Origin of the sequence: Streptomyces sp. NPDC058619 (assembly GCF_042717785.1) — a bacterium.
GTDB lineage: Bacteria > Actinomycetota > Actinomycetes > Streptomycetales > Streptomycetaceae > Streptomyces.
This window is the reverse complement of the sequence record NZ_JBHXQN010000018.1, coordinates 119,269-141,686: the sequence shown is the minus strand read 5'-3', so window position 1 is coordinate 141,686 and position 22,418 is coordinate 119,269. Positions and strand designations below refer to the sequence as shown.

Below are 22,418 nucleotides of genomic sequence, written 5' to 3'. Positions count from 1 at the left end.
CGCGAGATCACTGAACTCGCCTCCCGCGCCGACCGCGACGTGGTCCTGGCGAAGCTCGCCGAGCCTGTCACCAACATCACCCCGGCCAAGCTCGCTGCCGCGCCCGCCCAAGGCGCAGCCGTCACTGTCGCCGGGTTCGGGCGCACCAAGACCGAGTGGGTGCCGGGCAAGATCCACACCAGCGCGTTCACCCTCACCTCCGCCGGCGCAACCTCATACGCGCTGACCAGCAAGGCCGCGACCACCGACACCGTCTGCAAGGGTGACTCGGGTGGTCCCGTCCTGAACAGCAAGGGCGAGGTCACCGCACTCGCCAGCCGGTCCTGGCAGGGTGGCTGCCTGGGGACCAGCCCGACTGAGACCCGTACCAACGCCGTGGCCGCCCGGGTGGATGACCTCGGTGCGTGGATCGAGCAGACCCGTGTGCTGTCCCCTGGCTGGAAGACCGAAACCCTCATCCAGGCCGGATCCAGTGTCCACCAGGGAATTCGACTGTCCGACGGCTACTGGACCGGCTTTACCGACGTGCAGGCCAAGGCCGGCAACATCGGCGGTATCCGCAGTGCCGCCGCCAAGGGGATCGATGGTGACACCCATGTGCTGGCGATCAGCAACAGCGGCGTCCTGTTCCACACCGTCCGCAAGGCGGACGGAACCTGGGGCACCTTCGGTGACGTCGGCACCGCCGCAGGCGTTCTCGGCAACCTGACCCAGGTCTCCACCGCCTCCATCGGCATGGAAGTCCACGTCGTCGCGGTCGCCGACCGCAAGGTGTTCATCACCACCCGCAAGGCGGACGGCAACTGGACAAAGTTCGCCGACCTCTCCAGTCTCGCCGGGCCGATCGGCTCCGTGACGGCCGCAGCCACCGCCAGCACCGGGAGCCAGCTCCAGATCACCGCCATCGCAGGCGGCAAGGCCTACCACACCGGCAACAACGGACAGTGGAGCGGCTGGGGCAACATCGCCGGAGTCGCCGGCACCACCGGACCCATCACCTCGGTGAGCATGGACGGCGCCGGCAACGACGCCCACATCGTCATCGCCACCGACAACGGCACCCGCCAGTACCACTCCGTACGCTACGCAAACGGCAACTGGGCGCCCTACGGTGATCTGAAGAGCGTCCTGGGCACCGTCACCGCCAAGTCCGTCGCTGCGGCCGCCGTCGACGGCGAACTCCAGCTCGCCGTCACCACCGCAGACAACAAAGCGCTGCACACCATCGGTCACACCGACCTCACCTGGAGCCCGGTCACCCCCATAAACCTCCAGGGCACCACCGGCAGCGTCGGCGCTGTCAGCATCACCGGCACCAACTGACGCAAAGACCCGGGTCCAGCCTTCAGTCAAGGCAGGATCCAACGACGTGAGCAAGCATGTCGGCCCCACCCCCAGGTGGGGCCGACTGCGACGCGCGCGGTTACCTCCTTTGACCTGCACACCACTGGCAGAACATGCTCGAAAGATCGCGTAAGTCCGTGATGTAACAGTACGGGCTACGTCGGCCTGGAGGTCCCTGCGGTCTTCGGAGACAAGGGGCACAATTTCTGCCGCGCAGGTCGACATCTCTGTCGGCGCTGCGGAAGAAACATGCTTCTGGAGGTCCGGACCTCCGAGGAGCCACGAGCCCGCCCTGCCGAGTACAGGCATGACGCCTTCGGCGCCTGCCGCCCATATTCTCTCCGAGAAGAACCTTAGGAAAATCATGCCCCAGATACGTCCGCGCACCAGATGGATGGCCACGGCCCTGACCGTCGCAGGCACCACCGCGCTCATGCCCGCGGGCTCGGCCCTGGCCTCGGTCGGAACGCCCGCCACCGCCGGGCAGTACACCCACACCGCGCAGCTGAACATCGGGGACGAGGCCAGCAGCCGCGCCTGCTCCGCCGTTCTCGTCGACGCGAGCTGGGTACTGACTGCGGCAAGCTGTTTCGCGAAGTCCCCTGGCGCACAGGTCCTGACGGGCAAGCCCGAGCTGAAGACCACGGCCACCATCGACAAGACCGTCCTCGACGTGGTCAGCATCGTGGCGCGCAGTGACCGTGATGTGGTGCTCGCGAAGCTGTCCAAGCCTGTCGCCGGCATCACCCCCATCAAGTTCGCCCCGGCACAGCCCGCAGTGAACGCGGCGGTGTCCGCGGCCGGGTTCGGGCGTACCAAGACCGACTGGGTGCCCGGGAAGGTCCACACCGCAGCATTTGGTGTCACCTCCGCCGGTGCCACGACGCTGGCTCTCACGGGGAAGGGCGCTGATTCCATCTGCCGCGGCGATGCCGGCGGCCCGCTGGTCAACAGCAAGGGCGAGCTGGCCGGTATCAGCAGCCGTTCCTGGCAGGGCGGGTGCCTTGGCACCCCCGCCACGGAAACCCGCACCAGCGCCGTCGCCTCGCGCGCGGACGACCTCAAGGACTGGACGCGGACGGAGATCCTGGCCCAGGTCGACGGCTGGAAGACCTCGGCGCTCATCCAGACCGGTGTGAGCGTCTACCAGGGGGTACGGCTGCCGGACGGATCCTGGACCGCGTTGACCGACGTCCAGTCCCAGGCCGGTGACATCGGGGGGATCAAGAACGGCGCAGTGACCGCTGCCGGTGTCGGCAGCGACACCCATGTCATCGCGGTCGGAGGCGACGGCCGTCTCCGCCACACCGTTCGCTCCATCGACGGCTCCTGGACCGGCTTCGGCGACATCAACGAGGTCGCCGGATCCCTCACAGGCGTCACTTCCGTCTCCGCCGTCTCCGTCGGCAATGACCTCCACGTCCTCGCCGTCGCGGGGGGCAAGGTCTTCCACACCATTCGTACCGCCTCCGGACACTGGGCTGGCTTCGGTGACATCTCCGCGGCCGCAGGTCCGATCGGGTCTGTCAGCTCCGTCGCCACGGCCAGCGTCGCGGGCCAGCTTCAGGTCGCGGCCGTGAGCGGCGGCAAGGTCTTCCACACCATCCGCGCTACCAGTGGCCACTGGGGCGGATGGGGAGACATCGCGCAGGTGGCCGGCGCCACCGGTCCCGTCACATCCGTGGCAATGGCCGGCGTTGGAACCGATGCCCATATTGTGATCGTCACTGACAGTGGCACTCGCCAATACCACGCCCTGCGCAAGAACACCGGCAACTGGGACCCCTTCACCAGCCTCAGCAGCGTGCTCGGCCAGATCACCACGAGGTCTGTCAGCACCACCCATGTGAACGGTGAACTGCAGGTCGCCGTCGTGACCACGGCCAACCAGCCCCTCCACACCAGCCGCCGTGCCGACCGCACCTGGGCCCCCACGGCGCCAGTGCCCCTCACGGGTATCAAGGGCACTGCCGGCAACATCACCATCACCGGCACCCTGTAGTTCCCCAGCTGGCCCCAGGTGGTCAGCAGTAGCGGGAAAACGCACGTCAGCGTGAGAGCACGGGGGCGGGCACCACAAGGCTCGCCGGGTGTCCGCCCCAGCACTCCACAGGAACACGCCAAACCGGACAACGAATCCGTACCTGGTCTGCCGGGGTCCCGAACGCGGCCGGTGAGTTCGCCGGCTTCAGCAGAGGTTCTTGGCTGCCCGGCTGCCACGGTACCGACGCGGCCGCGACCTGCCCGAGCGATGTCGCCGCTCGCACCGGCGATATCAGCCGACAAGAATCTAATACTTGATCCAGGAATGCCTGGTCTATGAGGTAAGACCTGTTCTGCCTTCTCACTCAGCTGCAGCCTCGCTGGGCCGACCGCGCCGTTCCTCCTCTCTCAGCACCTCCACAGACAGCCTGAGGAACTGAAAATTTCAACCACTCTGACCGTCTGAACCCATGCGCCGGGCCATCCGCGCCGATCATGGTGATGTGTGCCACTTGCGCGGGATGCGGTTGGACATCCAAGTCCGCAGCCCGGCAACCTCTGCCGGTTGATTAATACAAGGGATAGGCGTTGCGCGTGGATAGCCGCACTCCTCGACGGCGGCTGCGGTGGTCTCACGGCACCGTCGCCGAACTGCTGACCGGCCGGAACAACAGCATGGGCCTGCTCCGGCTGGTCCTATCGATAGCCGTTGTGGTCTCCCACGCACGTGTCCTTGGCTTCGGGAAAGCCGAGTTCGGCCACGCCTTTGCGAGGGAGACGAACGCGTCGTGGAGTTCGGTGCGGCGTTCCCATCGGACGGCGAGTCGTTTGAACTGGTGGAGCAGGGCGAAGGTCTGTTCCACGACGTAGCGGAGCTTGCCCATGCCCTTGATGTTCGGGGATCCCTTGCGGGAGATGACGGGCAGGATCCGGCGTTTGCGCAGTTCATCGCGGTTGGGGTTGGAGTCGTAGCCCTTGTCTCCGAGCAGGGCCTCGGGCCGCCTGCGGGGCCGGCCGGGACGGCCTGCCACCGGTGGGATGCCGTCGACCAGGGCGAGGGTCTGGGTGACGTCGTTGACGTTCGCCGCGGTCGTGATGACTTTGAGCGGGGTACCGCGTCCGTCGCAGATCAGGTGGTGCTTGCTGCCCGTCTTCCGCCGGTCGACCGGCGGCGGACCGGTGTCGGCGCCCCCTTTTTCGCCCGGATGTGGGATCCGTCCACGCAGGCTCTGGACCAGTCGAGCCGGCCGGCCGCGTTCAGCTCGGCGAGGAGGATGCGGTGCAGCTGGTCGAAGACCCCGGCTTGCTGCCACCGCTCCAGGCGCCACGGGCAGGTCTGCCCCGAGCCGAACCCCAACTCAGGCGGCAGGAGTTGCCACGCGATGTCGTTGCAGAGCACGTACGAGATGCCTTGCAGGCACAACCGGTCCGCCACCGGCCGCGGCCCTGGTGACCTCGCCGGCCAGGGCGGCAGCAGCGGCTCGATCAGCGCCCACAAGTCGTCGTCCACGATCCACGGCCGAGTACTCACATCACCCCGAACGGCCGAATCGTCACACCGGTCACGGCTGACCAGAGCATCTCATCAAGATCGCGTTACGAGCTCTTATGAATTTCGGGGAGTGGTCTGACTTTGTGGCAGAGCTCAAACGTGACCGTCCGGTGAGGAGGTCCGTACCCTCGCGGTCCATGCTCGGTGGTGTCGCCACTTGCCAGAGTTGCGGTGCGCGAATGTCCTCAAACAGAGAGGTGAAGCCGAACGGTTACGTGCATCATTATTACGGCTGTAACGGCGTCAATACCGGCACATGTGCCCACCCGAGTCGTATCCGTCGGGATGACCTCGACGCTGCTGTCGAGTCATTCGTGAAGCTCACGCTCGGGCCGCTGCCTGTCATGGAACGCGCACGAAACTCCGTCAGCGAAGTCAAAGTCGAACTTGCCGAAGCGGCTTCGATCCTGGAGCGGCTTGAATCCGATTACCTTGCCGGACGTGTCAAGACCGATGTTCAGGTCGAGCGCTACTGGGCAGCATGAATGCCAGTCGAAGAAAGTCGAACGACTGAGGGAAGAAATTGAAGCGGACGAGGGCGCCGTGTCCGTAGGGCGCGCGGAGGACGGTTCGCGGCGCGTTCTTGTCGCTGTGCCCGAGGCGGCCGGGATGACCGATGGCGGGGGTCTCCACCATCCCGCCGGCCATCAATGGCCTTCCCCGGAGGTTGAGTTCATTCTCCCGGCCCGGAGGACCCACAAGTGGAAGTAACTGGATCGATCTGCTGCCGCTCCAACGACCCGGTGGCACGGCAAGCGGCCTTCTCTGGAACCACCACCACGCCGAGAGCCCCTGGCGGATGCCGGGGGCTCTCGGCGTGCGGATGCCTGGTTACGCCAGCCCGGGGCCGCGGACCGGGATGCTGGTGAACGTCGGTTGCAAGGGCTCCTGCGAAGTGAAGAAGTCGTTGCCCTTGTCGTCCACGACGATGAAGGCCGGGAAGTCCTCGACCTCGATCCGCCAGACCGCCTCCATGCCGAGCTCCTCGTACTCCAGGACCTCGACCTTCTTGATGCAGTCCTGCGCGAGCCGCGCCGCCGGGCCGCCGATCGAGCCGAGGTAGAAGCCGCCGTGCGTGCCGCACGCGTTCGTCACCTGCTGGGAGCGGTTGCCCTTGGCCAGCATGACCTTGGAGCCGCCCGCCGCCTGGAACTGCTCCACGTACGAGTCCATGCGGCCGGCCGTCGTCGGGCCGAAGGAGCCCGACGCGTAGCCCTCGGGCGTCTTCGCCGGGCCCGCGTAGTAGACCGGGTGGTCCTTCAGGTACTGCGGCATCTCCGCGCCCGAGTCCAGCAGCTCCTTGATCTTGGCGTGCGCGATGTCGCGCGCCACGACCAGCGGGCCGGTCAGGGACAGCCGGGTCTTGACCGGGTGCCGGGTCAGGGTCGCCAGGATCTCGTCCATCGGCCGGTTCAGGTCGATGGAGACGACGTCCGCCGCCTCGCTGAGGTGCTCGTCCGTGGTCTCCGGCAGGAAGCGCGCCGGGTCCGTCTCCAGCTGCTCCAGGAAGACGCCCTCGGCGGTGATCTTCGCGGTGGCCTGGCGGTCCGCCGAGCAGGACACGGCGATCGCGACGGGCAGCGAGGCGCCGTGGCGGGGCAGGCGCACCACGCGGACGTCGTGGCAGAAGTACTTGCCGCCGAACTGCGCCCCGATGCCGATCTTCTGGGTCAGCTCGAAGACCTGCTGCTCCAGCGCCTCGTCGCGGAAGCCGTGGCCGAGCGGGGAGCCCTCGCGGGGCAGCTCGTCCAGGTAGTGCGCGGAGGCGTACTTGGCGGTCTTGAGGGCATGCTCGGCGGAGGTGCCGCCGACCACGATCGCCAGGTGGTAGGGCGGGCAGGCCGCCGTACCGAGCGAGCGGATCTTCTCCTCCAGGAACTTCATCATGGAGGCCTCGTTGAGGACCGCCTTGGTCTCCTGGTAGAGGAAGGACTTGTTGGCGGAGCCGCCGCCCTTGGCCATGAAGAGGAACTTGTACGCGCCGCCGTCGGTCGCGTACAGCTCGATCTGCGCGGGCAGGTTCGAGCCGGTGTTCTTCTCCTCCCACATGGTGATCGGGGCCATCTGCGAGTAGCGCAGGTTGAGGCGGGTGTACGCGTCGTAGACGCCGCGGGAGAGGGCCGCCTCGTCGCCTCCTGAAGTCAGCACGTTCTGGCCGCGCTTGCCCATCACGATGGCCGTGCCCGTGTCCTGGCACATCGGCAGGACGCCGGCCGCCGCGATGTTCGCGTTCTTCAGCAGGTCCAGGGCGACGAACTTGTCGTTCGCGCTCGCCTCCGGGTCGTCGATGATGCGGCGCAGCTGCGCGAGGTGCGCGGGGCGCAGGAAGTGCTGGATGTCGTGGATGGCCTCTTCGGCGAGCAGGCGCAGCGCCTCCGGCTCCACCTTGAGGAACGTACGTCCGTCCGCCTCGAAGGTGGACACGCCCTCGGCGGTCACCAGCCGGTAGGGGGTGTTGTCCTCGCCCAGGGGCAGCAGGTCGGTGTACGCGAACTCCGGCATTGGGGCCATTCCTCACTCGGCAGACAGCACTGACGACCAATTGGCAGCGCAGTCCACCAGCGTAGGACCTTCCGGACGGGCGGTGCCTGTGAGGTAAGGCTCACTCGCCAGTATCGCGATCTATCGTGTCTCGCTATGCTGGGCGGCGTGGACCTGGAAAAGCACCCCGCCGCCCCCGCACCCGCGCCCGCCCCGGCCCCGGTGCCCGCCTCCGCGCCCGCACCGGCCCCCGGCGGGCTGCGCGCGTCCGACGCCGACCGGGACCGGATCGCCCAGATCCTCGGCGACGCCGTGGCCGAGGGCCGGCTGACCGCCGAGGAGCACTCCGAGCGCCTCGACGTGCTCTACGCCGTGAAGACGGTGGGGGAGCTGGACGTCCTCGTACGCGACCTGCCCGCGCCCGGCGGCGCCCCCGCCGCGCCCGCGAGCGCGCTCGGGTCCTCCGGCGCGTCGGCGGGCCCGGCGGAGACGGTCGTCGCCGTGTGCAGCAGCTCCGCCCGCAAGGGCCGCTGGCGGCCGGGGGCGCACACCCGCGCCGTCTCGGTGATGGGCGACATCAGCATCGACCTGACCGAGGCGGTCTTCGAGCAGCAGGTCACCGAGATCAACGTGACGTGCGTGCTCGGCAACGTCGAGGTCGTGGTCCCGGAGAACGTCACCCTGCGCGGCTACGGCAGCGGCGTCCTCGGCAACTTCGAGGTGCGCGGCGAGGCCCGCGGGGAAACGGATCCGCAGGCCCCGGTGGTGATCGTCCGCGGCTTCGCGCTCCTGGGCAACATCGAGGCGCGGCCGAAGCTGGGCTCCCGCCTGGTGGACCTGGCCCACAAGCTCCGCAAGCGCTTGGACGGCTGACCCGCCGCCCCGCTGACGTCCCGCCTCGCCCCCGCTCACGTCCTCCCTGCCGTCCCGCCGACCCGCTCACGCCCCGCCCCGCCGTCCCGGCGACGGCCGCCGCCCAGGCGTGGGCGGGGCCCTACCGCCGGCCCGGCGGGGGCCCGAACCCGTGGCCCGGTACGGCGAGTTCCGGCCTGACGGCCGGGCGGTGCCCGGAGGGCCGCCGGGGCCGGCCCGGGCCGTTCCGGCGCCGTCGGAGCCCCGTTCTCCGGCCCGCTCCGCGCCCCGCGCGCGGGGGCGTGCGCGTGCGGTCACCCCCGCGCCCGCGCCGCCCCGCCGGCCCGCGCGCCACGACCGCCGGGGGAGCGGCCCCGCACCGCCCCGGTTCCCGGCCGCGCCCGTGTGCCCGCTCACGCGCCGCGACGGGGGCCTTCGCGGGCCCCCCGCCCCGGTGGTGCGCGCCGTCCGGCGCCCGCGCGCGCGGGATCGCGTTTCGGACGAACCTCCGGCGCCCGGTGGCACTCCGTGCATAGGGGAGCCCCCAGCGGGTAGGGACAGGTGCATCGTCTCTCGCTCGCGTATACGTCGTCAGGAGTAGACCGTGCCGCATCCGCCGCATCAGTCCCTGCAGGTAGCCGCCGTTCAGGGTCTCCACGGGCGCCCGGCCGCCGTGCCGAAGCCGCGGGTACCGGCCAGGGCGGGGGACGGCCCCTGGCACGCGGACGCCGTCTGCCGCCGCGACGAGGCGGGGCTGTTCTTCGCCCCCTCCAAGGAGCCGACCGCGGCCCGGCTCTCCCGCGAGGAGGCCGCCAAGCGCGTCTGTGCCCGCTGCCCCGTGATGGTCGCCTGCCGCGAGCACGCGCTGCTCCAGCCCGAGCCGTACGGCGTCTGGGGCGGCCTCACCGCCGCCGAGCGCCGCGTGGTGCTGGCCCGGATGCGCCGCCGGTCCGCCGAGCTGCGTCAGGCCCCGGGGACCGGGCCGATCGCCGCGGCGGGCTGAGTCCGCCGCCCCCACGGCCGACGCACCCGTCCCCCGCGCCACGTCCCACGTCCCACGCGCCACACCCCCGCCCGGACACCGCCGGGCGCGCGAGGCACCCGTACCGACTCCTGCGCCGACCCCCGTACGACTTCCCGCACCGACGTCCCGTACGCACGCCGGAGGGGCGGTCACCGCCGCACGCGGTGACCGCCCCTCTCGCTGTTGCGTTCCGTCTGGGCCCGCGGGCCTACTGGGCCCGGTCGAAGTCGATCGCGCTGTACGCACGCAGCTTGGACAGCCGGTGCGTCGAGTCGATCTGCCGGATCGTGCCCGACTTCGAGCGCATGACCAGCGAGGACGTCGTCGCGGTCTCGGAGCGGTAGTGGACGCCGCGCAGCAGCTCGCCGTCCGTGATGCCGGTGGCGACGAAGAAGACGTTCTCGCCGGACACCAGGTCGTTCGTGTGCAGGACCCGGTCCAGGTCGTGGCCCGCGTCGATCGCCTTCTGGCGCTCGGCCTCGTCCTTGGGCCACAGCTTGCCCTGGATCGTGCCGCCGAGGCACTTTATGGCGCACGCCGAGATGATGCCCTCGGGCGTGCCGCCGATGCCGAGGAGCAGGTCGACACCGGTGCCCTCGCGCACCGCCATGACCGAGCCCGCGACGTCGCCGTCCGAGATGAACTTGATGCGGGCGCCGGTCTCGCGGATCTCCTTGACGATGCCCTCGTGGCGCGGGCGGTCCAGGATGACCACGGTGACGTCCTCGACGGCCATGTTCTTGGCCTTCGCGACGCGCCGGATGTTGACGGAGGCGGGGGCGTTGATGTCGACGAAGTCGGCGGCCTCCGGGCCCGTGACCAGCTTCTCCATGTAGAAGACGGCCGACGGGTCGAACATGGTGCCGCGGTCGGCGGCGGCCAGGACGGCGATCGCGTTCGGCATGCCCTTGGCGTTCAGGGTGGTGCCGTCGATCGGGTCCACGGCGATGTCGACCTCGGCGCCGGTGCCGTCGCCGACCCGCTCGCCGTTGAAGAGCATGGGGGCTTCGTCCTTCTCCCCCTCGCCGATGACGACGACGCCGTTCATCGACACGGTGGAGATCAGGGTCCGCATGGCGTTGACCGCGGCGCCGTCCGCGCCGAGCTTGTCGCCGCGGCCGACCCACCGGCCCGCGGCCATGGCGGCGGCCTCGGTGACCCGGACCAGTTCCAGGGCGAGGTTGCGGTCGGGAGCTTCGGGAGAGACTTCGAGCTGGGGCGGCAGGTTGTGCTCGGTCATCGGAGCGCACCTTTCTGTACGACGACGGCCGGGATGTGAGGGTGCCCGAACTCTATCGGTACGTCGACATATTGAGCAGGCCGGGGCACGTATGAGCGGGATATCGGTCAGCCGATTGGCCAGTGCGGACGTCTTGTGGTCCGCTCCCGCCCGCCGGGCCGCCGGCGCGCGCCCGCTCGGGGCCACCCCGGCGGTGATCGCCGCCGGCGATGCGGGACGATGGTCCCGTGGCAGGTATGAAAGGCAAGCAGACGGTCTGGGACATGGTCCGGTCGCTGGGGGTGATCGGCCTCGTCGTGGCGGGGATCTATCTCTTCATCCCCCATGACGAGAAGGCCGATCCGACGCGCACGGTCGACTACCGGGTGGAGACGATCACGGCCCGCCGTGCGGCGCCGTACCCCCTGGCGGTCCCGGTCGGGCTACCGGCGGAGTGGCGCGCGACCTCGGTGACGTACGAACGCAAGAACGCCGACGCCTGGCACCTGGGCTTCCTGGACCCGAAGCAGGAGTACGTGGCGCTGGAGCAGTCCACCGACGTCTCCGTGAAGTACCTGGGCCGGGTCACCCAGCAGGCGAAGGCCACCGGGCAGACGCAACAGGTCGGCGACGCGGCCTGGGAGCGCTGGGAGGGCGAGAAGTACGACGCCCTCGTCAAGCAGGACCAGGGCTTCGTCACGGTGGTGACCGGGACGGCCTCCTTCGAGCAGCTCGGCGCGATGGCGTCGGCCCTGGAGTTCAAGCAGGGCGCCACGGCCGGCGGGTAGCAGTCGGCGGATGACACCGGGCGGGTGAGGCCGGGCGGGCGTCACCGGGCGGGTGGGGCCCGCCCGCCCGGTGACGCCCGTGGGGCTGGCATCCGCGGTGCTGCCTTTCGGTGCCGCCCTTCGCGGGGGGCCGGCGCCCGCCGGGCCCGGCCGTCCCCGCACCCACGACGCGCCGCGTACGCCGAAGAGGCCGCGCCCCCGGAATTGAGGGGGCGCGGCCTCTTCGGCGTACGTACGGCGGCGGGCGCCGACCGCACTCAGACGGTGGTGATGACCTGGTCGAACTCCAGGCGCGGGGAGCGCGGGAAACCGACGGCGTCCTCACCCGGCTTGCCGATGTTGACGACCATCAGCGGGGTGTGGTCGGCGTCCAGGAACTCCTTCTGGATGCCGCCGAAGTCGGCGCCGGTCATCGGGCCCGCGGCCAGACCGGCGGCGCGGACGCCGACGATGAAGTACGCGGCCTGCAGCGCGGCGTTCAGCAGCGCGGACTGCTCGCGGACCGGACGCTCGGCGAAGAAGAGGTCCTTGGCCTGCGGGAAGTGCGGGAGCAGGGTCGGGAGCTCCTCGTGGAACTCGTTGTCCGCGGAGAGGATCGCGACGAGCGGCGCGGCCGCGGTCTTGGCCTGGTTGCCCTCGGCGAGGTGCTTCACGAGGCGCTCGCGGGCCTCGGGGGAGCGGACCAGGGTGATGCGCAGCGGGGTCTGGTTGAAAGCGGTGGGGCCGAACTTCACCAGGTCGTAGATCGCCTGGACCTGCTCCTCGGTGACCGGCTCGTCGGAGAACGAGTTGGCCGTGCGGGCCTCGCGGAACAGCAGGTCCTGGGCGGCGGGGTCGAGAACGAGAGACATCGGAAAGCCTTCTTCCATACGGAGGTGAAGCGATGAAGCGATGTCCTCGACTCTACGGCGAAAGTAGGTGAACTTTCAACTAAATCGCCCCGGCGGTGACCGGGATCACTCCTCGCCGGCCGCCTCCCGCGCCGCGAGCGCCGAGTCCAGGCGGGCCCTGGCCCCCTCCAGCCAGTGCCGGCAGACCTTCGCGAGCTCCTCGCCGCGCTCCCAGAGCGCGAGCGAGTCCTCCAGCGAGGTGCCGCCCGCCTCCAGCTTGCGGACGACCTCGATGAGCTCGTCGCGGGCCTGCTCGTACCCCAATGCCGTCTCGGCCTCTGCCATTCCCGTTTCCACCCTAGGTTCGTTGTCCGACGCGTTCGTTGCGGCAGTGTGTCGTTATCCGGAAGCCGGTGCGGCGGCCGTTCCCGGCGCCGCGGCCTCTGTCGTCCCTCCGGCCGGTGTGGTCCCTCCGGCCTCGCCGACCGGGTCGACGGCCCGTACGGAGAAGGCGCCCTCCGCCACCCGTGCGCGCAGCACCTCGCCCTCCGCGACCTCCTCCGGCGAGCGGACCACGTGCCCGTCGGCCCGCTGGAGCACGGCGTAGCCGCGCTCCAGGGTCGCGGCCGGGGACAGGGCCACCACCCGGGCCAGGGTGTGCGAAAGCTCCGAGTCGGCCCGGTCCAGCAGGTGCCCGAGCGTGCGGCGGCTGCGGGCCAGCAGCGCGTCCACCTCGTCCTCCCGGGTCTCCACCATCCGCTGCGGGTGCACGAAGACCGGCCGGGCCAGGGCGTGCGCGAGCCCCCTCTCCTCCCGGTCGAGGAGACCGCGTACCGCGCGCAGGCCTCGATCCTGGAGCTGGCGCACGCGCTCCAGCTCCTCGCCCACGTCCGGGACCACCTTCTTCGCCGCGTCCGTGGGGGTGGAGGCCCGCAGGTCCGCGACCAGGTCGAGCAGCGGGGAGTCCGGCTCGTGGCCGATGGCGGAGACGACCGGGGTGCGGGCCGCGGCGACCGCCCGTACGACCTCCTCGTCGGAGAAGGGCAGCAGATCCTCCACGCTGCCGCCGCCGCGCGCCACGATGATCACGTCCACCTCGGCCAGGGCGTCGAGCTCCCGGACCGCCTGGATCACCTGGGGCACCGCGTGCACCCCCTGGACGGCCACGTTGCGCACCTCGAAGCGGACCGCCGGCCAGCGGCGCCGGGCGTTCTCCAGTACGTCGCGCTCGGCCGCCGACGCCCGCCCGACCACCAGCCCGATCAGCTGGGGCAGGAAGGGCAGCGGCTTCTTGCGGTCCAGCGCGAACAGCCCCTCGGCGGCGAGGGACCGCTTGAGCCGCTCCAGGCGGGCCAGCAGCTCGCCGATGCCGACGGGCCGTATCTCGGTCGCCCGCAGGGACAGCTGCCCGCGCGGGGCGTACCACTCCGGCTTGGCGAGGACGACGACCCGCGCGCCCTCCGAGACGGCGTCCGCGACCTCGTCGTAGACCTGGCGGAAGCAGGTCACGCTGACGGAGATGTCGTGCGAGGGGTCGCGCAGCGTCAGGAAGACCACCCCCGCTCCCGGCCGTCGCGAGAGCTGCGTGATCTGCCCCTCCACCCACACCTGGCCGAGCTTGTCGATCCAGCCCCCGATGAGCCGGGACACCTGGCCTACCGGCAGCGGCGCCTCGGCCGACGTATTCAGACCCATGCACGCAGGCTATCCGGCCCGGGTGACAGCGTCTCAGGGTCCGCCGGGGTGTCGCCGCCCGGCGGACCGCGCCGTGGCAGCCCGGCGGCAGCCCGGCGGACCGCCCCGGGCCGCCGCCTACGCGCTCCCGGCCGTCTGGCCCGTCCCGGGGCCCGCGCCTGGGCCGCCGTCCCCGCCGCCGTCCGCGCCCGGGTTCCCGCCGCCGCGCCGCCCGCGCTGCACGAGGAGCACGCCCAGACCGACCGCCAGCCACACCGCCCCCACCAGCTGCGCCGTCCACGAGGCCTCCACGATCACCGTGACGGTCACCGCCGCACCAAGGACCGGCACCACCAGGTGCCTGAGCCAGTTCGGCGGGCCCTCCCGCCGCTGCACCACGAACCAGCCCACCACCGAGGCGTGCAGCAGGGTGAACGCGACGAGCGCCCCGACGTCCACCACCGACACCAGGTGGTCCAGCCCGTCGTCGCGCCGCGCCGCCCACACCGCGGCGACCAGGGTGACGGTGGCCGCCACCAGCAGCGCCGGGCGCGGGGTCCCGCCGTACGTCCGGGCCAGCGCACGCGGCAGACGGCGCTCCCGGGCCATCGCGAACAGCAGCCGCCCGGCCGCCGCCTGCCCCGCCAGCGCCGCGAAGGCCGCCCCGATCGCCTTGCTGACCGCGACCAGGTCGTGCAGCCAGGGCCCGACCGCCGACTCCACCGTGTTGTAGAAGGCCGGCCCCTGCTCCACCGGCCGCGCCGCCAGCTCCGCCGCCGTCAGCGGCGACAGCAGCGCCGCCAGGTACGTCTGCGCGACGAACAGCACTCCCGTCAGCGCCAGGCAGAACAGCACCGCCCGCGCCACCTTCGCGCTGCCGCCCGTCACCTCCTCCGCGAACGAGGCGATCGCGTCGAAGCCCAGGTACGACAGCACCGCGATCGACACCGCGCCGAGCACGGCCGCGAGCGAGAAGCCCAGCGAGCCGTCGCCCGTCAGCGGTGAGAGCCAGTCGCGCCGCGCCCCGCCCTGCGCCAGCGCGGTCACCGCGGCGACCAGGAAGACGAACAGGACCACGATCTCCAGGGCCAGCACCGCGAAGCCCACCCGCGCGGCCGCCCGTACGCCCCGCAGGTTCAGCAGCGTCGTCACCACCACGGCCAGCGCCGTCCACACCCACCGCGACACCTCCGGGACCAGCGCGTTCATCGCGATCCCCGAGAACAGGTACGCGACCGCCGGGATCAGCAGGTAGTCGAGCATCGCCATCCACCCGGCGATCAGCCCCGGCCCCTCCCCCAGGCCCTTGCGGGCGTACGTGAAGACCGAGCCGGCCTGCGGGGCCACCCGCACCATCTGCGCGTAGCTGAACGCCGTGAACGCCATCGCGACCGTCGCGACGACGTAGACGAGCGCGATGGCACCGTGCGACGCGGCGTCCAGGGCGCCGAAGACGCCGACCGGGGCCATGGGGGCGATGAAGAGGAGCCCGTAGACGACGAGGTCCCGGAAGCCGAGGGTCCGCCGCAGCGCGGCGGGCGCCGCCTTGCTGGAATCCGTCACGGACGCCATCCGTCCTCCGGGCGATGGGCGGGACACGCTTTCGACCAAGTTTCTGCCGAACGGGCGACGTCCGGCCTCTCAGGGACCCCCGTACGATGGACCACATGACTGCTCCCGCCCCTGCTCCCGCTTCCCGCCGCGTCCTGCTCGCCGCCCCCCGCGGTTACTGCGCGGGCGTGGACCGAGCCGTGATCGCCGTCGAGAAAGCCCTTGAGCAGTACGGCGCGCCGGTCTACGTCCGCCACGAGATCGTCCACAACAAGTACGTGGTCCAGACCTTGGAGAAGAAGGGGGCCGTCTTCGTCGAGCGGACGGAGGAGGTGCCCGAGGGCTCCATCGTCATGTTCTCCGCGCACGGCGTGGCGCCGGTGGTGCACGAGGAGGCCGCCCGCGGCAAGCTCGCCACGATCGACGCGACGTGCCCGCTGGTCACGAAGGTGCACAAGGAAGCCATCCGGTACGCGAACGAGGACTTCGACATCCTCCTCATCGGCCACGAGGGCCACGAGGAGGTCATCGGCACCTCCGGCGAGGCCCCGGACCACATCACCATCGTGGACGGCCCCGAGGACGTCTCGAACGTCGAGGTGCGCGACGAGTCGAAGGTCGTCTGGCTGTCCCAGACCACGCTGTCGGTCGACGAGACGATGGAGACGGTCGACGCGCTGAAGACCAGGTTCCCGCTGCTCGTCTCGCCGCCCAGCGACGACATCTGCTACGCCACCTCGAACCGGCAGGCGGCCGTCAAGGTCATGGGCGCCGACTCCGACCTGGTCATCGTCGTCGGCTCGAAGAACTCCTCGAACTCCATCCGCCTCGTCGAGGTCGCGCTCGACGCGGGCGCGCGCGCGGCGTACCTCGTCGACTTCGCGAGCGAGATCGACGAGGCCTGGCTGGAGGGCGTCACCACGGTCGGCCTGACCTCGGGCGCCTCGGTGCCGGAGGTATTGGTCGAGGAAGTGCTGGATTTCCTCACGACGCGCGGGTATGCGGACGTGGAGATCGTCAAGACGGCCGAGGAGTCGATCGTCTTCTCGCTGCCGAAGGAGCTGCGCCGCGACCTTCGTGCGGAAGCTGCCGAACTGGTCGCCGACAAGTAACTCTTTTCGTACGGTATGTCCATGCAGATCATGGGTGTGGACATCGGCGGTTCGGGGATCAAGGGCGCCCCCGTGGACCTGGACCGGGGCGATCTGGCGCAGGAGCGCCACAAAGTACTGACACCGCAGCCGGCCACCCCCGACGGGGTGGCCGGCTGTGTCGCGGAGGTGGTCCGCGCGTTCTCCTGGACGGGCCCGGTCGGGGTCACCTTCCCGGGGGTGGTCACGGGCGGCGTCACCCGTTCGGCGGCCAACGTGGACAAGAGCTGGGTCGGCGTCGACGCGGCGGCCCTCTTCTCGCGGGAGCTGGACGGCCTGCCCGTCACGGTCCTCAACGACGCGGACGCGGCGGGCGTCGCGGAGATGACGTACGGCGCCGGTCGCGGCCGGGGCGGCACCGTCATCCTGCTCACGCTGGGCACGGGCATCGGGAGCGCCCTGTTCACTGACGGGCGCCTGGTTCCGAACACGGAGCTGGGCCACCTGGAGCTGAAGGGACACGACGCGGAGAAGCGGGCGTCGGTCAAGGCGAAGGAGGACGGCGCCCTCAGCTGGGAGCACTGGGCCCACCGCCTGCAGAAGTACCTGGAGCACGTGGAGATGCTGTTCTCCCCGGACCTGTTCATCCTCGGCGGCGGCGTCAGCCGCAAGCCGGAGAAGTTCCTGCCTCTCATCGAGGGCGTGAGGGCGGAGATCGTCCCGGCGAAGCTCCAGAACAACGCGGGCATCGTCGGGGCGGCGATGGCGGCGAAGCAGTGACGGCGGGGCGGTCCGGCGCGGGTGCCTAGGTGCCGGGCCGGCGGGGCGTCCGCCGCCTGCCGATCAGCACGGCCTTGCGCACGACGGCGATGAGCGCCGCCGCCAGCGTCCCCGCGTACAGCCAGCCGGCGTGCAGGGACAGTGCGGACACCAGCCCCATCAGATGACCGCCGAAGCCGCCGGAGCCGCCCGCGACGGGCCACACTCCGGCGGCGAAGGCGATGGGCGCGGTGATCGGCGCGGTGATCAGGTCGGCGGGCCGCACCCAGAGGGCGGTGGCGGCCGCTACGGGCAGGAAGAGCAGCCCGTAGACGAAGAGCGAAGAGTCGAACAGCAGCCAGCAGAAGCCCGCGACCAGCACCATGGCGGCGGTCGAGAAGAGCCCGCCGCCGAGCCCGGTCAGCCGGGGCCGGGGCAGCCGGCGCGCGAGCGCGAGCCGCGGCGCGCCGCCCTGGACGGCGGGCACGGCGGCAGTCGGCCGCCGGCGCTGGGCCGGGGGTCGCTGGGGGTGAGGGGCCGGTCGCGTCCTGTATTGCTCCACGTCACCAAAGTAGGCGGGCGGCCCCTCGGATCGGGTCGCGGACACGCGTACATCCACCCCCGCTCATCGGAAAGTAAACTGCTCCATGGCCCGCACCCGGGCCGCCGCCCCTCCACTACGGGAAGTCGCCAACGTGTCGCTCACGATCGGAATCGTCGGCCTGCCGAATGTCGGCAAGTCGACCCTGTTCAACGCCCTGACCAAGAACGACGTGCTGGCGGCCAACTACCCGTTCGCCACGATCGAGCCGAACGTCGGCGTCGTCGGCGTCCCGGACAAGCGCCTGGCCGTCCTGGCCGGCATCTTCAGCTCGCAGAAGGTCCTTCCGGCGACGGTCGACTTCGTCGACATCGCGGGCATCGTCCGCGGCGCCTCGGAGGGCGAGGGCCTGGGCAACAAGTTCCTCGCGAACATCCGCGAGTCGGACGCGATCTGCCAGGTCATCCGCGCTTTCAAGGACGAGAACGTCGTCCACGTCGACGGCAAGGTCTCGCCGAAGGACGACATCGAGACGATCAACACCGAGCTGATCCTCGCGGACCTCCAGTCCATCGAGAAGGCGGAGCCGCGCCTGGCGAAGGAGTCGCGCCTCCAGAAGGAGAAGGTCGCGGTCCTGGCGGCCGTCGTCGAGGCCAAGAAGATCCTCGAAGCGGGCGACACCCTCTTCTCGAAGGGCATCGCGAAGGGCACGGAGCGGGGCGACCTCCTCCACGAGCTGCACCTGCTCACGACGAAGCCCTTCCTCTACGTGTTCAACGTGGACGAGGACGAGCTGACGGACGACGCCTTCAAGGCGGAGCAGAGCGCGCTGGTCGCCCCGGCGGAGGCGATCTTCTTGAACGCCAAGCTGGAGGCGGAGCTCGTCGAGCTGGAGGACGACGAGGCCCTCGAACTCCTCCAGTCGGTCGGCCAAGACGAGCCGGGCATGGCCACCCTGGGCCGCGTCGGGTTCGCCACCCTGGGCCTGCAGACGTACCTGACGGCGGGCCCGAAGGAAACCCGCGCCTGGACGATCAAGCAGGGCGCGACGGCCCCGGAGGCGGCGGGCGTCATCCACACGGACTTCCAGCGCGGCTTCATCAAGGCGGAGGTCATCTCCTTCGCCGACCTGGTCGCATGCGGCTCGGTCGCCGAAGCCCGCGCGAAGGGCAAGGCCCGCATGGAGGGCAAGGAGTACGTCATGCAGGACGGCGACGTGGTGGAGTTCCGCTTCAACGTGTAGTGGGTGACTTAACACCACTTTACTGATCTAGCAAACATGCAGGTCAGAAGGGGTCCGACTCTCCGGAGTCGGACCCCTGGTTGTTTCCCGTGCTGGGATGGTGCTGGGACACTTGACCTTGTGTCACCTCTCGTCACCTCTGCTCACCCTTACCGTGCTGGGTTTGGTGGGGCTTTTTGTGATAGGCGACGATGGCTCCACAGGCGGGCCGGGAGGTCTCGATCGTGCAGGCGCCGTGGATGGTTGGTGCTGGCAATCGCCAGGCGGCTGGCCGTGAGGGTTCCTGTGTATGAGATGGGCTGTGCCTGGCGGTCGCTGTGCGGATTTGAGCAGGTCATCCGCCGAGGGTCTCGAACGCCTCGTCGAGGTCTTTGACGAAATCCTGCCACGAGGGAAGGCAGGCCACTGGCCCCTCCGGATCCAGGAGTTCGAGCATGCGCAGGCGGTGCTGCGAGAAGCGCTTCTGGAATTGGGTCAGACGGCGCCCTTTGTACTCGCTTGCCCGTGCGAGCGAATCCTTGAGGAGCTGTTTGGGGTCGGCGACCCTTTCCGCCGCGGTGCCCTTGGGGAGATCAAGGCTGACGCGACCGCGCGGGTTCTCGGCGACCTGGCGCAGACAGGCCTCATCGAGAAGCAGCCAGGCCTCTAGCATGCGGACGGGCACCACGGCGACGTGTCGGAGACCCGGCCACTCGGCGCACACTGCTTGCTCTATCTCATCCCTGCGGTCTTGGGCGGGACCTCGGTCGGCGTCCCGTTGCACCACAGCCAAGTCGTAGGTCCCGTGTAGTTCGCGAGCTGCACGTAGTTTGTCCCGGACGGAATGGCCAGTCGGCGGCCGAAGCAGACCGAAGTCGGGAACAGTGATAGAGACGCCGAGCCCCTTGCGCGCGGCAATGGATTCGACATGCGGTACAAGGCCGTTGTCGCTACTGCCCTCGCCGATAAACAGGACACGCGCGGTCACGCGGCCCCCCAGTCGAGGGTGAGCTGCGCCCCGACGGGCGTGGTGAGGTACGGCAGGACGTCGGCCTGCGTCACGAAGTCGCCGCCCGTCTTCGTAGCCCGCCACGTCTCGGCGAGTGGACGCAGACGAAGTACCCGGTTCAGGGAGCCGTTCTCATTCTTGCGAACTGAGGTGTCGGCGAACAAGAGGTCTTCAGGATCGACGAGTTGTACGACCCCGGGTGAGTGTGTGTTGATCAGGACCTGCCGGAACGGATTGTCCGTGCCAGGTTCCTCCGACGGGTCGACGGCAAGGTCCTGGACAAGAGCGACCATGGCGTTGAGGTTTGCGGGATGGATGCCGTTCTCGGGCTCTTCCATGCAGATCAGACCACGTACGGACGTGTCTTCGAGGAGGACACACAGGGCCAGAAAGCGCAGGGTGCCTTCAGAGAGGCTGCGGGCAGGCAGCGTCATGCCGGCCACCTCACGCACGTTGACCGTGAGGAGCTGCCGTACCTCGTCCTGATCGACATCCAGATCGCGGACATGGATACCGGTCAGGTCCGAGAGACGCCCTGCCACCCTGGCGTAGACCTGGCTGGGATCCGCGCCGGGAGTGTCGTGGGCTACACGAAAGAGGGTCGCGGGCAGGTGGGAGCCATCGGCACCCATCGTCTGCGGGTCGACGTATCGGTCGGACCTGCGAAGAGCAGACGGCTCAAGGGCGAGCCGTCGCCACGACTGCATCTCACGGCGAGCCGCGAGGATGGTCGGGTCGTCACTGCTGGTGATCGTGGAGACGACAGTTGCGGGTGCCCGGGACGCTGCGGCTGGCTTGGGCTGGCCTCGGCTGCCACCGTCCTGGTGGATCCTAACGACCGACTCACCAGACTCGACCGTCGTCGAGATGAAGGGGGCGCCGCTGCGGTGGCCCTGAATGACGGTATTGCGGAAGTCCTTCGCGCTGTGGGGAAAGAGGAGGTGCCGAGGGGCCTTGCCCTTGGTGATGTGGCTCAGAGTCTCGTGGAGGAGGGTGAGGCGGCCGAAACGGTCCAGGCCGGACGGCTCCTGGTAGCCGACCTCCAACTCGTACCGGAGAAACGTGGTCGTGGCCTTCGCGGCTCGGCCGAAGTCGTCCTCCGTGTGGAACGGGACGATCATCTCGGCGGCGAACCGCATCCGGTGATGGCCGGACTCAAAGCCCTTCCAGAAGAGGTCGCGAGGGTCGCCCTGACGCTCACCGTGTGCGCCCCGGACCTCTTGGGCCGCCTCCATCATCGACTGGTCGGCGAGCAGGGAGAGGAACCGGATGGCGTCGAAAACATTCGACTTGCCGGTGCCGTTCTCACCTGCGATACAGGTGAAGGGGCCGAAGTCGATGGACAGGTCCAGGAGGTTCTTGAACCCGTGGACTTCGATGCGGGTCAGCATGCTGTCTCCGGAGGCTCGCCGGGCGGATCCACCCCAGCCTACTGGCGAGGAAGGTCGTTATCCCGCGTGTGCCGGTTGCCGTCCAGCGGTCTGCGGCCACCTCCCACACCTGACGGGGTCGGAGCCTAGCGCGGCCGAGGTTGCCGAATTGTCCGTTAGTCCCAGCTGATGTCGGAGCTCAGGGTGGCAAGGCGTGCTGGGATGCCCTCCCGTGCTGGGATGGCTCCCTCGAAAGCGACGTTTCCGCAGGTCACAGCCCTGTGCTCGACGTTCCGCTTCAACGTCTGAGCGGATGGAATGGCACCACGTTGCTGACCTGGCAAATATGCAGTTCAGAAGGGGTCGGACTCTGTCGAGTCCGACCCCTTCGTCGTCACCGTGCTGGATGGGTGCTGCATATCCTGACGGTGGGTCAGCGGTAATCAGGTCTCATGGACGGTGGACCGGTGCCCTACGTGAACGACCCAGACCACGAGCTCTCCGTTGTCGAGCGTGTAGACGACGCGGTCGTCGCCGACGCGCAGACGGCGTCGTTCGGGCTGGGACACGAGTGCGGTGGTATTGACGCCGAGGGGGTCGGTCTCCAGCTCGGTCAGCTTGGCCAGGATGCGCAGCGCCACGCCGCGGGGGATCTCCCGAAGCTCGGCCTGCGCCTCGGAGCGGAAGACGGTTCGGTACTCGCTCACGCTGTGCTCATTCACTGCGTGCCAGCGTCTCCCTCATGATGCCCTCGATCGGGATGCCGGGCGCCGGATTGGCCATGCGCTCGTCGATGATCCGGTTGATCTCGCGCTCTTCCCACTCCTGGTACTTGCGCAGCACCTCGATGGAGACCACGGCGGCGACTTGCTTGCCTCGACGCGTGATCACCGTGGGCACGTCGTCGCGATCTGCGCGCTCCACCACGCCCGCCAGGTGTGCACGCACGTCGCGGATGGACTCTATGGGCAGCGGCTGCATCATGCGCTCAAAGGTACCGAGTGTCCGATGTGTACACAAAGGCTGGAGCCGTGGTCGTCCATCGACTCGTGTTGGATGGGTTTCCCCCGTGCTGGATCGGAGCTGGAGGTGAACACCTGGAGCCACGTTCCACGGGTGGGAGCTCTG

General features: G+C 69.6%; 20 protein-coding genes and 1 pseudogene. 9 read left to right on the top strand and 12 right to left on the bottom strand.

Annotated elements, in window-relative coordinates:
* Positions 1–1,323: trypsin-like serine protease (locus ACFWTC_RS19895; protein WP_384074275.1), on the top strand; the 1,323-nt coding region annotated here is incomplete at its 5' end.
* Between the two features lie 415 nt (positions 1,324–1,738).
* Entirely contained in the window at positions 1,739–3,346 is a 1,608-nt protein-coding gene (locus ACFWTC_RS19890; protein ID WP_384028256.1) for a trypsin-like serine protease, read from the top strand.
* Between the two features lie 742 nt (positions 3,347–4,088).
* Here the strand turns inward: ACFWTC_RS19890 and ACFWTC_RS19885 are convergent.
* Positions 4,089–4,840, bottom strand: a pseudogene (locus tag ACFWTC_RS19885) (IS5 family transposase); the annotation flags it as partial.
* Positions 4,841–5,016: 176 nt separating this feature from the next.
* On the opposite strand from ACFWTC_RS19885, the gene ACFWTC_RS19880 reads away from it, so the two are divergent.
* Positions 5,017–5,364 carry a zinc ribbon domain-containing protein gene (locus tag ACFWTC_RS19880; protein ID WP_384074273.1) on the top strand — a complete coding sequence of 116 codons (348 nt, stop codon included), beginning with the start codon at positions 5,017–5,019 and terminating at the stop codon, positions 5,362–5,364.
* A 346-nt stretch (positions 5,365–5,710) separates the two neighbouring features.
* Here ACFWTC_RS19880 and ACFWTC_RS19875 read toward each other — a convergent pair whose 3' ends face one another.
* A complete protein-coding gene (locus tag ACFWTC_RS19875) occupies positions 5,711–7,390 on the bottom strand; it encodes a fumarate hydratase (protein ID WP_383917755.1) in 1,680 nt (559 codons plus the stop codon).
* A 138-nt stretch (positions 7,391–7,528) separates the two neighbouring features.
* Here ACFWTC_RS19875 and ACFWTC_RS19870 point away from each other — a divergent pair, with 138 nt between their 5' ends.
* Positions 7,529–8,233, top strand: coding sequence for a DUF1707 domain-containing protein (locus ACFWTC_RS19870; protein ID WP_383917757.1), 705 nt, complete (start codon positions 7,529–7,531; stop codon positions 8,231–8,233).
* A 583-nt stretch (positions 8,234–8,816) separates the two neighbouring features.
* Positions 8,817–9,215, top strand: coding sequence for a WhiB family transcriptional regulator (locus tag ACFWTC_RS19865; protein WP_383917760.1), 399 nt, complete (start codon positions 8,817–8,819; stop codon positions 9,213–9,215).
* A gap of 229 nt (positions 9,216–9,444) precedes the next feature.
* Here the strand turns inward: ACFWTC_RS19865 and glpX are convergent, their stop codons facing one another.
* Entirely contained in the window at positions 9,445–10,476 is a 1,032-nt protein-coding gene (gene glpX / locus ACFWTC_RS19860; RefSeq protein ID WP_031144369.1) for a class II fructose-bisphosphatase, read from the bottom strand.
* 236 nt (positions 10,477–10,712) lie between these two features.
* On the opposite strand from glpX, the gene ACFWTC_RS19855 reads away from it, so the two are divergent.
* Entirely contained in the window at positions 10,713–11,243 is a 531-nt protein-coding gene (locus ACFWTC_RS19855; RefSeq protein ID WP_383798256.1) for a DUF4245 domain-containing protein, read from the top strand.
* 257 nt (positions 11,244–11,500) lie between these two features.
* Here ACFWTC_RS19855 and ACFWTC_RS19850 read toward each other — a convergent pair whose 3' ends face one another.
* The 4 genes from ACFWTC_RS19850 to ACFWTC_RS19835 all read right to left on the bottom strand — a co-directional run bounded on the left by ACFWTC_RS19850 (position 11,501) and on the right by ACFWTC_RS19835 (position 15,319).
* Positions 11,501–12,094: a malonic semialdehyde reductase gene (locus ACFWTC_RS19850; RefSeq protein WP_383917763.1), complete on the bottom strand. Its 594-nt coding sequence runs from the start codon at positions 12,092–12,094 to the stop codon at positions 11,501–11,503.
* A gap of 105 nt (positions 12,095–12,199) precedes the next feature.
* Positions 12,200–12,418, bottom strand: a complete 219-nt coding sequence (locus ACFWTC_RS19845; RefSeq protein WP_360867719.1) for an exodeoxyribonuclease VII small subunit — start codon at positions 12,416–12,418, stop codon at positions 12,200–12,202.
* Between the two features lie 54 nt (positions 12,419–12,472).
* Complete coding sequence (gene xseA, locus ACFWTC_RS19840; protein WP_384028252.1) at positions 12,473–13,768, bottom strand: exodeoxyribonuclease VII large subunit; 1,296 nt, start codon at positions 13,766–13,768, stop codon at positions 12,473–12,475.
* Between the two features lie 117 nt (positions 13,769–13,885).
* Positions 13,886–15,319: an APC family permease gene (locus ACFWTC_RS19835; RefSeq protein ID WP_383917768.1), complete on the bottom strand. Its 1,434-nt coding sequence runs from the start codon at positions 15,317–15,319 to the stop codon at positions 13,886–13,888.
* Positions 15,320–15,405: 86 nt separating this feature from the next.
* Here ACFWTC_RS19835 and ACFWTC_RS19830 point away from each other — a divergent pair, with 86 nt between their 5' ends.
* A complete protein-coding gene (locus ACFWTC_RS19830) occupies positions 15,406–16,410 on the top strand; it encodes a 4-hydroxy-3-methylbut-2-enyl diphosphate reductase (RefSeq protein WP_383917771.1) in 1,005 nt (334 codons plus the stop codon).
* 21 nt (positions 16,411–16,431) lie between these two features.
* Positions 16,432–17,169: a polyphosphate--glucose phosphotransferase gene (gene ppgK, locus ACFWTC_RS19825; protein ID WP_383917774.1), complete on the top strand. Its 738-nt coding sequence runs from the start codon at positions 16,432–16,434 to the stop codon at positions 17,167–17,169.
* A 25-nt stretch (positions 17,170–17,194) separates the two neighbouring features.
* Here ppgK and ACFWTC_RS19820 read toward each other — a convergent pair whose 3' ends face one another.
* Positions 17,195–17,635 (bottom strand): DUF6542 domain-containing protein, encoded by a 441-nt coding sequence (locus tag ACFWTC_RS19820; RefSeq protein ID WP_384028251.1) that lies wholly within the window; start codon positions 17,633–17,635, stop codon positions 17,195–17,197.
* 208 nt (positions 17,636–17,843) lie between these two features.
* Here ACFWTC_RS19820 and ychF point away from each other — a divergent pair, with 208 nt between their 5' ends.
* A complete protein-coding gene (gene ychF, locus ACFWTC_RS19815) occupies positions 17,844–18,932 on the top strand; it encodes a redox-regulated ATPase YchF (RefSeq protein ID WP_383917965.1) in 1,089 nt (362 codons plus the stop codon).
* A gap of 334 nt (positions 18,933–19,266) precedes the next feature.
* On the opposite strand, the gene ACFWTC_RS19810 is transcribed toward ychF, so the two are convergent.
* The 4 genes from ACFWTC_RS19810 to ACFWTC_RS19795 form a co-directional block, all read right to left on the bottom strand.
* On the bottom strand, positions 19,267–19,899 hold the full coding sequence (locus tag ACFWTC_RS19810) for a hypothetical protein (protein WP_384028249.1): 633 nt from the start codon (positions 19,897–19,899) through the stop codon (positions 19,267–19,269).
* On the bottom strand, positions 19,896–21,311 hold the full coding sequence (locus tag ACFWTC_RS19805) for an AAA family ATPase (RefSeq protein WP_383917783.1): 1,416 nt from the start codon (positions 21,309–21,311) through the stop codon (positions 19,896–19,898). The genes ACFWTC_RS19810 and ACFWTC_RS19805 overlap by 4 nt, the downstream gene beginning before the upstream one ends.
* Before the next feature lie 422 nt (positions 21,312–21,733).
* Positions 21,734–21,997, bottom strand: coding sequence for a type II toxin-antitoxin system RelE/ParE family toxin (locus tag ACFWTC_RS19800; protein ID WP_383917786.1), 264 nt, complete (start codon positions 21,995–21,997; stop codon positions 21,734–21,736).
* A 7-nt stretch (positions 21,998–22,004) separates the two neighbouring features.
* Positions 22,005–22,274 carry a type II toxin-antitoxin system Phd/YefM family antitoxin gene (locus ACFWTC_RS19795; protein WP_384028247.1) on the bottom strand — a complete coding sequence of 90 codons (270 nt, stop codon included), beginning with the start codon at positions 22,272–22,274 and terminating at the stop codon, positions 22,005–22,007.
* Between the last annotated feature and the right edge of the window lie 144 nt (positions 22,275–22,418).